This is a genomic window from Geodermatophilus sp. SYSU D00815 (assembly GCF_054050035.1).
Map to the genome: position 1 here is coordinate 57,913 of NZ_JBJGYO010000018.1, position 12,870 is coordinate 70,782.

At 75.3% G+C, this 12,870-nt stretch carries 11 protein-coding genes; 9 read left to right on the plus strand and 2 right to left on the minus strand.

Going from position 1 to position 12,870, the window contains the following annotated elements:
• Positions 1-47 precede the first annotated feature (47 nt).
• The 9 genes from ACI78S_RS18010 (at position 48) to hpf (ending at position 11,749) form a co-directional block, all read left to right on the plus strand.
• Positions 48-1,133 (plus strand): DUF808 domain-containing protein, encoded by a 1,086-nt coding sequence (locus ACI78S_RS18010; protein ID WP_456975815.1) that lies wholly within the window; start codon positions 48-50, stop codon positions 1,131-1,133.
• A gap of 57 nt (positions 1,134-1,190) precedes the next feature.
• The gene (locus ACI78S_RS18015; RefSeq protein ID WP_456975817.1) at positions 1,191-2,924 is read left to right on the plus strand and encodes a glycerol-3-phosphate dehydrogenase/oxidase; all 1,734 of its coding nucleotides are present in this window, start codon (positions 1,191-1,193) and stop codon (positions 2,922-2,924) included.
• 84 nt (positions 2,925-3,008) lie between these two features.
• Entirely contained in the window at positions 3,009-4,184 is a 1,176-nt protein-coding gene (manA, locus tag ACI78S_RS18020) for a mannose-6-phosphate isomerase, class I (RefSeq protein WP_456975819.1), read from the plus strand.
• A gap of 140 nt (positions 4,185-4,324) precedes the next feature.
• Complete coding sequence (gene ahcY, locus ACI78S_RS18025) at positions 4,325-5,821, plus strand: adenosylhomocysteinase (RefSeq protein ID WP_456975821.1); 1,497 nt, start codon at positions 4,325-4,327, stop codon at positions 5,819-5,821.
• Positions 5,822-5,961: 140 nt separating this feature from the next.
• Positions 5,962-6,678 carry an MtrAB system response regulator MtrA gene (gene mtrA / locus ACI78S_RS18030; protein WP_456975823.1) on the plus strand — a complete coding sequence of 239 codons (717 nt, stop codon included), beginning with the start codon at positions 5,962-5,964 and terminating at the stop codon, positions 6,676-6,678.
• 10 nt (positions 6,679-6,688) lie between these two features.
• Positions 6,689-8,494 (plus strand): MtrAB system histidine kinase MtrB, encoded by a 1,806-nt coding sequence (mtrB, locus tag ACI78S_RS18035; RefSeq protein WP_456975825.1) that lies wholly within the window; start codon positions 6,689-6,691, stop codon positions 8,492-8,494.
• Positions 8,491-10,194, plus strand: coding sequence for an LpqB family beta-propeller domain-containing protein (locus tag ACI78S_RS18040; protein WP_456975827.1), 1,704 nt, complete (start codon positions 8,491-8,493; stop codon positions 10,192-10,194). Before mtrB ends, ACI78S_RS18040 begins: the two co-directional genes overlap by 4 nt.
• Before the next feature lie 56 nt (positions 10,195-10,250).
• Positions 10,251-10,979, plus strand: a complete 729-nt coding sequence (locus ACI78S_RS18045) for a ComF family protein (RefSeq protein ID WP_456975829.1) — start codon at positions 10,251-10,253, stop codon at positions 10,977-10,979.
• Between the two features lie 89 nt (positions 10,980-11,068).
• Positions 11,069-11,749, plus strand: a complete 681-nt coding sequence (gene hpf, locus ACI78S_RS18050; RefSeq protein WP_456975831.1) for a ribosome hibernation-promoting factor, HPF/YfiA family — start codon at positions 11,069-11,071, stop codon at positions 11,747-11,749.
• A 102-nt stretch (positions 11,750-11,851) separates the two neighbouring features.
• On the opposite strand, the gene ACI78S_RS18055 is transcribed toward hpf, so the two are convergent.
• Positions 11,852-12,403 carry a GNAT family N-acetyltransferase gene (locus ACI78S_RS18055; protein ID WP_456975833.1) on the minus strand — a complete coding sequence of 184 codons (552 nt, stop codon included), beginning with the start codon at positions 12,401-12,403 and terminating at the stop codon, positions 11,852-11,854.
• Between the two features lie 10 nt (positions 12,404-12,413).
• Entirely contained in the window at positions 12,414-12,806 is a 393-nt protein-coding gene (locus ACI78S_RS18060) for a PPOX class F420-dependent oxidoreductase (RefSeq protein WP_456975835.1), read from the minus strand.
• Positions 12,807-12,870 lie beyond the last annotated feature (64 nt).

Here is a 12,870-nt window from a genome sequence, read left to right on the forward strand (position 1 = left end):
GCGCACGCCGACGGCGTCCGACGGCTGATCGACCGGGAGGACCTTCCATGGCAGGTGGACTTGCCGCGCTCCTCGACGACGTGGCGACGCTGGCCCGCGCGGCCGCCGCCTCCGTCGACGACATCGGGGCCGCCGCCGGCCGGGCCAGCGTGAAGGCCGCCGGCGTCGTCGTCGACGACACCGCGGTGACGCCGCAGTACGTGCACGGCCTGGCCGCCGAGCGCGAGCTGCCGATCATCCGGCGCATCGCGATCGGGTCGCTGCGCAACAAGCTGCTGATCATCCTCCCGGCGATCATGCTGCTCAGCCAGTTCCTGCCGTTCCTGCTCACGCCGATCCTCATGATCGGCGGGGCGTACCTCTGCTACGAGGGCGCCGAGAAGGTGTGGGAGAGGTTCGGCGGCGGGCACCACGGCGGCCACGGCTCGGGCGAGCAGGCGGCACCGGACGAGGACACGATCGTGTCCGGCGCCGTGCGCACCGACTTCATCCTGTCGGCCGAGATCATGGTGATCTCGCTGAACGAGGTGGCCGACGAGGCCTTCCTCTCACGGCTGCTGATCCTGATCGTCGTGGCGGTCGCCATCACCGTCCTCGTGTACGGCGTCGTCGGCCTGATCGTGAAGATGGACGACGTCGGGCTCAACCTCTCCCAGCGCTCCGGCAAGGCCGTGACCGCCCTGGGCCGCGGCCTGGTGAAGGGCATGCCGAAGCTCCTCGCCGTGCTGACGGTGGTCGGCATCGCGGCGATGCTGTGGGTCGGGGGCCACATCCTGCTGGTGGGCACCGACGAGCTGGGCCTGCACGTCCTCTACGACACCGTGCACCACTGGGAGGAGGCGGCGCACGAGGCCACCGGCGCGCTCGGCGGACTCGTGGGGTGGCTGGTCAACACGCTGGCCAGCGCGGTCCTCGGCCTGGTCGTGGGCGGGCTCATCGTGCTCGTCGGCGCGCTGACGTGGCACCGGCGCGCGTCGTCGTCGAAGGACCACCCCGCCCCCGACGGCCCGCCCGCTCACGGCGGCACCGTGCAGGGCGGCCGCCCCACCGGCGGAGCGGCGGCGGCTCCCGGCGGGGCGCACTCCAGCGGGGCGCACCCCAGCGGGGCCGGCGAGGAGACCGACCGGCCCTGACCCGCGGCGCGACGGCCGCACCGACCAGGGACCGGCAGCGGGGGGACAGTCGTGGGCGTGCGCACCGAGCTCTCACCAGCCCGGCGGCGGGCCGACCGGGCCCGGCTGCCGGACGAGGTCGTCGACGTCCTCGTCATCGGCGGCGGGGTCACCGGCGCCGGCGCCGCCCTCGACGCGGCCAGCCGCGGGCTGTCGGTCGCGCTGCTCGAGGCCCGCGACTGGGCGGCGGGCACCTCGAGCCGGTCGAGCAAGCTGATCCACGGCGGGCTGCGCTACCTGGAGCAGTTCGCCTTCCCGCTGGTGCACGAGGCGCTGCACGAGCGCGCCCGGCTGGTGCGCACGATCGCGCCGCACCTGGTCACGCCGCTGCCGTTCCTGCTGCCGCTGACCGCGCCGGTGTGGCAGCGGGCCTACTACGGCGCCGGCGTGGCGCTCTACGACGTCCTGGGCGCGGCGCTCGCCGCCGACCGCGGCATCCCCGCGCACCGGCACCTGTCGCGCCGGGCCACCCTCGAGGCGTTCCCGGCGCTGCGCGGCGACGTCGTCCGCGGGGCCATCCGCTACTGGGACGCCCAGGTCGACGACGCCCGGCACACGCTGGCCGTCGTCCGGACCGCCGCCGGCTACGGCGCGCGTGCGCTCTCCAGCGCCCGGGTGACCGGGCTGCTGCGGGACGGCGCCGGCGGCCCGGTCGTCGGCGTGCGGGTCGCCGACCTCACCGACGGGTCGGCCTTCGAGGTCCGGGCGCGCAGCGTGATCGCCGCGACCGGCGTCTGGAGCGACGACGTCGGCGCCATGCTGACCAGCGGAGGGCCGGGTGCCCAGGCGCCGAGCCTGCGGGTGCGGGCCTCAAAGGGCGTGCACCTGGTCGTGCCGCGGGAGGCGATCGCCGGCTCCGACGCCGGGCTGATCCTGCGCACGCCGACCAGCGTGCTGTTCGTCATCCCGTGGGGCCGGCACTGGATCGTCGGCACCACCGACACCCCCTGGCGGCTCGACCGCGCGCACCCGGCCGCCAGCAGCGCCGACATCGAGTACCTGCTCGGCCAGGTCAACCGGGTGCTCACCCGGCCGCTGACCGGCGAGGACGTCGTGGGCGTCTACGCCGGGTTGCGGCCGCTGCTGGCCGGCGAGGCCGACCAGACGAGCCGGCTGTCCCGGGAGCACGCCGTCGTCACGCCGGTGCCCGGCCTGGTGCTCGTCGCCGGGGGCAAGTACACGACCTACCGGGTCATGGCCGCGGACGCCGTCGACGCCGCCGTCGCCGGGCTGCCCGGGGTCCCGGCCTCGCGGACGGCGCACCTGCCGCTGGTCGGGGCGCGCCGGTGGGCGGAGGTGCGCGACGCCGCGCCCCGGCTGGCGGGGGAGAGCGGCCTGCCCGAGGACGCCGTCGCGCGGCTGCTCCACCGGCACGGGGACCGCACCACGGACGTGCTCGCCCTGGCCCGCCGGGACCCGGCGCTGGCCCGGCCGCTCGACGGCGCCCCCGGCTACCTCGCCGCCGAGGTGGTGCACGCGGTCACCGCCGAGGGCGCGCTGCACCTCGACGACGTCCTCACGCGGCGGACCCGGGTCTCGATCGAGACCGCGCACCGCGGCGTGGAGTCGGCGCCGCGGGTCGCCGAGCTCGTGGCCGGCCCGCTCGGCTGGGACGACGAGCGGCGTGCCCGCGAGGTCGAGCACTACGTCGCGCGGGTGGCCGCCGAGCGGGAGTCGCAGCGCATGCCCGACGACCGCACCGCCGACGCCGCCCGGCTGGGGGCGCCCGACGTGCGGACCTCGGCCGGCTGAGCGCGGGGGACGCGGCCCGGGGAGCTCCCTGCCGGGGGAGGAGCGGCCGCCCGCGGGCGGGGACCGCCGTTACCCTCGGCACCGATGTGGCAGCTGACCAACACCGTCCGGCACTACCCCTGGGGCTCCCGCACGGTCATCCCCGAGCTCCTCGGCCTCCCCTCGCCGGCCGCGGAGCCGCACGCCGAGCTGTGGATGGGCGCCCACCCGGACGACCCGAGCGTGCTCTCGACCGGCGTGCCGCTGGACAAGGCGATCGCCGCCGAGCCCGGCCCGCTGCTGGGCGCGGCCGTGGTGGAGCGGTTCGGTCCCCGGCTGCCGTTCCTGCTCAAGGTGCTGGCCGCCGACGCCCCGCTGTCGCTGCAGGCGCACCCCACCCCTGAGCAGGCCGAGGCCGGCTACGCCGCCGAGGAGGCCGCCGGGGTGCCGAAGGACGACCCCACGCGCACCTTCAAGGACCCGTACCACAAGCCCGAGCTGATCCTGGCGCTGACGACCTTCGAGGCGTTGTGCGGCTTCCGCCCGGTGGAGGAGTCGCTGCACTGCCTGGCCAAGCTGCAGCTGCCCGAGCTCATGCCCACCATCGCCGCCCTGGCGCGCGGGGGCCTGCGGACGGCGATCCCGCAGCTGCTGGCCCTGTCGGAGAAGCGGCGCAGCTCCCTGGTCGAGGCGGTGGCCGTGCGCGCCCGGTCGTTCGTCGACGCGCACGACCCCGAGTTCATCAACACCTACCGGTGGGCCGCCTCGCTGGCCGAGTCCTACCCCGGCGACGCCGGCGTCGTGATCTCCCTCATGTGCAACCACCTCAAGCTGGCCCCCGGCGAGGCGGTGTTCCTGCCGGCCGGCAACCTGCACGCCTACCTCTCCGGCGCCGGCATCGAGGTCATGGCCAGCTCCGACAACGTGCTGCGCGGGGGCCTGACCAGCAAGCACGTGGACCTGGCCGCGCTGATCGAGGTGCTGGACTTCACCGACGGGCGGATCCCCGTCATCCACCCGGTGCTCGGCCCCGGCGGGCTGCGCTACCCCGTCCCGGTCCAGGACTTCGACCTGACCCGCATCCAGCTCGACCGGGGCACCGGCGTGCTGACCACCCCCGGCCCCCAGCTGCTGCTGTGCACCGAGGGCACGGCCGTCCTGGCCGCGCCCGACGGCGAGGTGGTGCTCGAGAAGGGGCGGTCGGCGTTCGTCCCCGCGGGCGAGCCGGTCAGCGCCACCGGCCCCGCCCTCCTCTACCGCGCGACGACCGGCCTGGGCTGAGGCAGGACCCGGGGCGGGGGCGGGCTGCGTTAGCCTGGTCGCCGGCACGAGCCCCGCCGAAGCCTCGGCATGCTCGCTCTCCACGTACGCGACCGACCGATGCCTGGTCCGCGGTGGGCCGGGCCGTTCCCTGGAGCGACATGACCGCCAGCACTGGCACCCGTGTACCGACCACCCCGACCGGCGAGCCCGACTTCAAGGTCGCCGACCTCTCCCTGGCCGGCTTCGGCCGCAAGGAGATCAGCCTCGCCGAGCACGAGATGCCCGGCCTCATGGCACTGCGGGCCGAGTACGGCGACCAGCAGCCGCTGGCCGGCGCCCGCATCGCCGGCTCGCTGCACATGACCGTGCAGACCGCCGTCCTCATCGAGACGCTGGTCGCGCTCGGCGCCGACGTGCGCTGGGTCAGCTGCAACATCTTCTCCACCCAGGACCACGCCGCCGCGGCGATCGTCGTCGGCGACGGCACGCCCGAGGAGCCCGCCGGTGTCCCCGTGTTCGCCTGGAAGGGCGAGACGCTGGAGGAGTACTGGTGGTGCACCCAGCGGCTGTTCGAGTTCCGCGACGAGAACGGCGACGTCGTCGGCCCGAACATGCTCCTCGACGACGGCGGGGACGCCACCCTGCTGGTGCACCTGGGCACCCGGTTCGAGGCCGACGGCGCCGTGCCGGACACCACCGGGACCGACTCCGAGGAGTACGGCGTCATCCTCGCCGCCCTGCGGGAGAGCCTGGCCGAGGACCCGCAGCGGTGGACCCGCATCGGGCAGGCCATCAAGGGCGTGACCGAGGAGACCACCACCGGCGTCATGCGCCTCTACGAGCTGGCCCGCGACGGCCGGCTGCTGTTCCCGGCGATCAACGTCAACGACTCGGTGACCAAGAGCAAGTTCGACAACCTCTACGGCTGCCGGCACTCGCTCATCGACGGCATCAACCGCGCCACCGACGTGATGATCGGCGGCAAGGTCGCCGTCGTCTGCGGCTACGGCGACGTCGGCAAGGGCTGCGCGGAGTCGCTGCGCGGCCAGGGCGCCCGCGTCATCGTCACCGAGATCGACCCGATCAACGCGCTGCAGGCCGCGATGCACGGCTACGAGGTCACCACGCTCGACGAGGTGATCGGCAAGGCCGACATCATCATCACCGCCACCGGCAACCGCGACATCATCTCCGCCGAGCAGCTGGCGGCGACCAAGCACCAGGCGATCATCGGCAACATCGGGCACTTCGACAACGAGATCGACATGGCCGGTCTCGCGCGGACCCCGGGCGTCACGCGGACGACGATCAAGCCGCAGGTCGACGAGTGGCGCTTCGCCGACGGCCACACGATCATCGTGCTCTCCGAGGGCCGGCTGCTGAACCTCGGCAACGCCACCGGGCACCCCAGCTTCGTCATGAGCGCCTCGTTCTCCAACCAGGTGCTCGCCCAGATCGAGCTGTGGGCCAACCGCGCCGCCTACGAGGGCAAGCAGCCCACCGTCACGGTGCTGCCCAAGCTGCTCGACGAGAAGGTCGCGCGCCTGCACCTCGACGCCCTCGGGGTGAAGCTGACCGAGCTGACCAAGGTGCAGGCCGACTACATCGGCGTCCCCGTCGAGGGCCCGTACAAGTCGGACCACTACCGCTACTGAGCAAGGACCCGGCTGCCCCCCCACACCTCGCTCCGCTCGGCGTGGGGCCCCTGCAGCCGGGCCGTTCCATCGGGTCGCCTGCCACCCGCCCGTGTGTCTTGGGGGCGGGTGGCGGCGTCCGGTGCGCGGGACAGCGCAGAATGGGCGCCGTGCCACCCACCGCGCCGCAGAACGGGCCGAGTCGAGGCCGCGTCCTGGTCGTCGACGACGACGCCGCCCTCGCCGAGATGCTGGGGATCGTCCTCCGCCGGGAGGGCTACGAACCGGCCTTCGTCTCCGACGGCAACCGGGCGGTCGGCGTCTTCCAGCAGACCCGGCCCGACATCGTCCTGCTGGACCTGATGCTGCCGGGCCGCAACGGCCTGCAGATCTGCCAGGACATCCGCCAGCAGTCGACGGTGCCGATCGTGATGCTGACGGCCAAGGGCGACACCATCGACGTCGTCCAGGGGCTCGAGGCCGGCGCCGACGACTACGTGACCAAGCCGTTCAAGCCGGTCGAGCTCGTCGCCCGCGTGCGCGCCCAGCTGCGCCGCGGCGAGAGCGGCCAGGCGGAGACCCTGGCCATCGGCGACGTGCAGATCGACGTGCCGGCCCACCAGGTCACCCGCGACGGCGTGCCGATCCCGCTGACGCCGCTGGAGTTCGACCTGCTGGTGGCGCTGGCCCGCAAGCCGCGCCAGGTGTTCACCCGCGAGCTGCTGCTCGAGCAGGTGTGGGGCTACCGGCACGCGGCCGACACCCGGCTGGTCAACGTCCACGTGCAGCGGCTGCGGGCCAAGATCGAGAAGGACCCCGAGAAGCCCGAGGTGGTGCTGACGGTGCGCGGCGTGGGCTACAAGGCCGGCCCGCCGTGACCGCCCGCCCGTGACCACCTCGCGCGACGGCCGGACGGCGACGTCCGCGTCGGCGCGGTCCACCGGCACCCTGGAGGCGGGCTCGACCGCCGAGCCCCGGTGGCCGCGCATCGCGCCGGCCCCCCAGCCCGAGCCCGCGCCCCCCGGGGAGCGCGGCCCGCTGCTGCCGCGGCTGGCCCGGGAGCTCACCGGCTCGGCGCGTGCCCGGGCCCGCCGGGTGGCCGACGTCAGCCGGCGGCTCACCGCGCGGGCGGTCCGCGCCTGGCGCTCGTCGCTGCAGGTGCGCATCGGCGCGATCACGATGGCCGTCGCCGGCACGGTGGTGATCATCGTCAGCGTCGTGCTGTTCAGCCAGATCCGCGACCAGCTGCTGTCGGTCAAGCGGCAGGCCGCGATCGACCAGGCCCAGGACGGCGTCTTCTTCGCCCAGAACCAGGTGACCGGCATCGCGGCGGGGGACGCGGCGAGCGTGCGGTCCACGCTGGACCGCACCGTGCAGGCGCTGCTCAACCGCGGCGGCCCGGCCGGCGACTTCGACGTCGTCATGGTCTACCGGACCGGCGACGCCCAGCCGCGCACGGCGACCACGCGGTGGCCGGTGTGGCCGGCGGTCCCGGCCGACCTGCGGGCCGACGTCGAGGCCGGCGGGCAGTCCTACCGCTACGCGCTCGTCCCCGACGACGGCGGCACCCCGCAGCCGACGCTGCTGGTCGGCGCCTCCGTGCCCGGCGCCCCCGGCGGCACCGAGCGGATCGGCCTCTACTACGCCTTCCCGCTGGACCAGGAGGCGGAGAGCCTCACGCTGATCCGCAGCACGGTGATCATCAGCGGCATCGCGCTGACCCTCTTCGTCGTGCTCATCGGGGTCCTGGTGACCCGGCTCGTGGTCGACCCCGTGCGCCGGGCGGCCGGGACGGCGCAGCGGCTGGCCGAGGGCCAGCTCGAGGAGCGCATGGTCGTCCGCGGCGAGGACGACCTCGCCCGCCTGGCCACCAGCTTCAACGCGATGGCCGACAGCCTGCAGCGGCAGATCACCCAGCTGGAGGGGCTCTCCCAGCTGCAGCAGCGGTTCACCTCCGACGTCTCGCACGAGCTGCGCACGCCGCTGACCACGGTGCAGATGGCCGCCGACGTGCTGCACGAGTCCCGCGGCGACTTCCCGCCGCACGTGGCGCGCTCGGCGGAGCTGCTGCGCGCCGAGCTGGACCGGTTCGAGGCGCTGCTCACCGATCTGCTCGAGATCAGCCGCTACGACGCCGGCGCCGCCGTCCTCGACGCCGAGCCGACCGGGCTCGGGGCGCTCGTCGACCGGGTGGTGGAGGCGATGACGCCGCTGGCGCGGATGCACACCTCCGAGCTGGTGGTGCACCGGCCCGCCGAGGAGGTCATCGCCGAGATCGACGCCCGCCGGGTCGAGCGGATCCTGCGCAACCTGGTCGGCAACGCCATCGAGCACGGCGCCGGCCGGCCCGTCGAGATCACCCTCGCCGCCAACCCCTCGGCCGCCGCGGTGACCGTCCGCGACTTCGGCGTGGGGCTGACCCCCGCCGAGGCGCAGCACGTGTTCGACCGGTTCTGGCGGGCCGACCCGTCGCGGGTGCGCACCGTCGGCGGCAGCGGCCTCGGGCTGTCGATCAGCCTCGAGGACGCCCGGCTGCACGGCGGCTGGCTGCAGGTGTGGGGCCAGCCCGGGCAGGGGGCGCAGTTCCGGCTGACCCTGCCGCTGCTCGCCGGCGGGGAGCTGGCCAGCTCCCCGCTGCCGCTGCGGCCGACGATCGTCCGCCGCCCGGAGACCCGGCCGGAGGTGCGGCCGTGAGGCGCCTGCTCGGGGTGCTCACCGCGGTCCTCGCGGTCGCCGGCTGCTCCACCGTGCCCACCAGCTCGCCGACCGTGCAGATCACCCAGGCGCCCGACCAGCCCGACGAGACGGTGGGCATCGAGCCGGTGCCGCCGGAGCCCGGCGCGACGCCGGAGGAGGTGGTGAGCGGCTTCATCGACGCCGCGGCCAGCACCACGCGCGGGCACCCGGTCGCCCGGGAGCACCTCACCGGCGAGGCCGCCGAGACGTGGTCGGACGAGACCGGCATCACCGTGCTCAGCCAGGACTACTCGGCGGTGACCACCTCGGTGGGGACGATCCGGGTCACCGCCGGCCTCGTCGGCACGGTCGACCCCCGGGGCGTCTTCACCGTGGGCGACCAGGAGTCCTTCGCCCGCGAGTTCACCCTCCAGCAGGTCGACGGCGAGTGGCGGATCGCCGACCCGCCCGACGGGCTGCTGATGCTCGAGCCGGACTTCGCGCGCCTGTACGACGAGCTGCCGGCCTACTTCCTCGACCCGACCGGGCAGCGGCTGGTGCCCGACCCGCGCTACCTCGTGTCGGGGGACGCCCAGCCGACCACGCTGGTCGACCGGCTGCTCGAGGGGCCGTCCGCCGCGCTCACCGCCGGGGTGCGCAACCCGCTGGCCGGCGCCCGGCTGCGCGAGGCGGTGACGGTGTCGGAGCAGACCTTCACCGTCAACCTGACCAACGTCTCCCGCGACTCCCCGCAGCTCGGGGAGATCTGCGCGCAGCTGGTCTGGACCCTGGAGCCCTTCTCGGCGCGCAACGTGCGCATCCTGGTCGACGGCGAGCCGCTGGTGATCGAGGGCGTGTCACCGGTGCAGACCGTCGACGACTGGGCCCGCTTCGACCCCGACGGCGTCGCGGTGGACGCCGCCGGGCACTACCTGAGCAACGGCGCCCTCTACACGGTGACCGGCCGCGCGGCGCCCGGCCCGGCCGGCGCCGGGGCCTACGGCCTCACGAGCGCGGCCGTCTCGGCCGATCCGCGCACCGGCGAGCTCGTCTCCATGGCGGGGGTGACCGGCGCCGGGGGCGGCCAGTCGCTGCTCACCGGCGGCTACGGCGGGGACCTGGCGCCGACGCTCACCGCGGGCACGCTGAGCGTGCCGACGGTCGCGGCCACCCGCGCCGAGTTCTGGGTCGTCCGCGACGGCGAGGCGGTCGTCCGGGTGCCCGCGCAGGGCCCGCCGCAGGCGGTCAGCACGCCCACCCTGCCCGGGCTGGGCCGCACCGAGGAGCTGCAGCTGTCGCCGGACGGCGTGCGGGCCGCCGTGGTCGTCGACGGGCCCGAGGGCCCGCGGATCTACGTGGGCACGGTGGTGCGGTCCGAGAACGGCGCGGTCGCCCTGCCGGACCTGCGCGAGATCGCGCCCTCCCTCGGCCAGGTCGTCGACGTCGCCTGGCGCGACGCGGGCAGCCTCGTCGTCCTCGCCGGCGACGCCGGCGGCGACCGCATCGAGCCCTACACGGTCGGGGTCGACGGGTGGGGCCTGGACGACGTCGGGACGGCGGGGCTGCCCGCCCAGCCCACCTCGGTGGCGGCCGCGCCGAGCCGCTCGCCGCTGGTCAGCGCCGGCGACACGATCTGGCAGCTCTCGGGGGGCACCTGGGTGACCCTCATCCGCGGCGAGGAGCCGCTGCCCGGCACGGAGCCGTTCTACCCGCTGTAGTCCACAGATGCGGTCGGCCGCCCCGCCCGCCCGGCCGGTGCGGACAGGCTGGGGGAGTGCCGCCCTCCTGGCCGTCCGCGCTCGCCGACCTCGTGCTGCCGCGCACCTGCGCCGGCTGCGGGCTGCCCGGCGCCGTCCTCTGCCGGGCCTGCGCCCGGCTGCTGGCGGTGCCGCACCCGGCCGCGCCGCGGCGGTTCCCCGCGGGCTTCCCGCCCACGGTGGCCGCCGGCGCGTACGAGGGCCCGGTGCGGGCGGCGGTCCTCGCGTTCAAGGAGCGCGGGCGCGCGGAGCTCGGCGCGGCGCTGGGCACGGCGCTGGCACTGGCCGCCGCGGCCGTCCTCGCCGGGGTCCCGGGGCGGGGGACCGGCCGGGCGGTGCTTCTGGTGCCCGTGCCGCCGTCGGCGGCGGCGTTGCGCACCCGCGGCCGCGACCACGTCCGGGAGCTCACCCGGCGCGCGGCGGCCGAGCTGCGGGCGGTGGGGGTGCCGGCCGCCGAGACCCGGCTGCTGCGACGCCGCGGTCGGGTGCGCGACTCGGCCGGCCTGGCGGTGGCGCAGCGGCGGGCCAACCTGGCGGGCTCCTTCGAGCTGGCCGTGCGGCCGCCGGTGGGGGCGCCGGTGGTGCTCGTGGACGACGTCGTCACCAGCGGGGCCACCCTGACCGAGGCCGCCTCCGTGCTCGGTCGGGTACGCACGGTCAACGCCACGCCGGTGCTCGCGGCGGTGGTGGCGGCGACGCCACGCCGTGACCCCGCGGGGACCGGCGGCAACCGCCGTCCCAGGTGAACACCGGGCGTCCCACGATCGACTGTCGGGAGCCCACCCGAGCGACTAGCGTCGAAGCGATCACAGCCCGCGCACGAACGGGAGGTCTCATGGAGATCGTGGTCCGGGGCCGCAATGTCGAAGTCCCCGATCATTTCCGGCAGCACGTCTGGGACAAGCTCACCCCACTCGACCGGTTCGACGGCAAGCTCAAGATCCTCCGCATCGACGTGGAGCTCTTCCACGAGAAGAACCCCCGCCAGTCCGGCAACTGCCAGCGCGTCGAGATCACGATGCGCGGCAAGGGTCCGGTGGTCCGCGCCGAGGCCAGCGCGTCGGACTTCTACACGGCCCTCGACATCGCCGAGGGCAAGCTCGACAACCGGCTGCGCCGGGCGGCCGACCGCCGCCGGGTGCACCACGGCCGGCGCACCCCGCAGAGCGTCCGGGTCTCCGGCAACACCGCCGCCGACCTCGATCTCGGCGCCGCGCTCGACCTCGACCGGCAGCTCGCCGAGGGTCCGCACGTCACCGACCTCGACGAGCACCTGCCCGGCCGCATCGTGCGGGAGAAGCACCACCCCGCCACCCCGATGACCGTCGACCAGGCCCTGCACGAGATGGAGCTGGTCGGCCACGACTTCTTCCTCTTCCAGTGCGCCGACACCGGACGGCCGACCGTCGTCTACCGGCGCCACGCCTTCGACTACGGCCTGATCCGGCTGGTCGAGACCCCCCAGAACGGCGCAGCGCAGCAGCGCGCACCCGAAGCCGCGCCGGCGACCGTCTGACGAAGGACCCCTGCCCCCGCCACTCGCAGGCTCGCGGCGGGACCCCGCAGGGGGCCGAGGCGGAGGTCGGGAGCGCAGCATCCCTGCGCTCCCGGCCTCCGCTCACTCCCCGGGCAGGCGCGAGAAGAGCGCCGCGTCGCCCCGCGTGCCGTCGCGGTAGGGGATGCAGGAACGGACCACGCCCTCCTTCGTGAACCCGGCCCGGTGGGCCACCGCCTGCGAGGCGGTGTTCCGCACGTCCGCGACCAGGTGCACCCGCGGCGCGCCGAGCCCGAGCGCCCACTCGGCCAGCGCGTGCGCCGCCTCGGCCGCGTAACCCCGCCCACGGGCGTGCGGCGCGATCCAGTAGCCGATCTCGGGGCCGAGGTAGCCCTCGCGCAGGTGCACCCCGCTCGAGCCGACGAGCACGCCGTCGGCCTCCACCACCACCGGCATGCCCCGGCCCGCGGCCCGCTCGGCCGGCGCCACCTCGGTGACCCACGCGCGGGCCACCTCGCGGGTGTAGGGCACGGGCAGGGCGTGGATCCAGCGCTGGATGCCCGGGTCCTGGCACGCCTCGAGGACGGCGTCCTCGTCGTCCGGGCGGTAGGGGCGCAGCACCAGGCGCTCGGTGCGCACCACCTCGGTGGTCAGGTCGACGGTGCTCAGGTCCACCGGTACATGGTCAGGCGTTGCCGAGCACCCGGTCGACCGATATCTCCAGGACGACGCGACGCGGGTTCTCCCGCGGCGGCTTGTAGCGCACCGCGTACCTCGCCTCGGCGTCCCGGACGGCGGCCGCGTCGTCGCGCACGACCGCCGTCCCCTCCAGGGTGAGCCAGCGGCGGCCCTGGACCTGGCACAGCGCCACCCGGCCCTGCCCGGCGCGGACGTGCCGGGCCTTGGCCGACGTGCCGGAGGTGATCACCCGGGCGGTGAGCGTCGCGGCGTCGAAGGTGAACCCGACCGGGACGACGTGCGGGGTGCCGTCGGCGCGCAGCGTGGTGAGCGTGGCCAGGTGCCGTTCCGTGAGGAAGGTGAGCAGGCCGGGACTCAGGTGGTGCAGGTCGAGGGCCACCCGGGGAGCCTACGGAGCGGCCCGACGTCGCAACGGCCGACGCCGCTGGTGCTCACGCCTACCC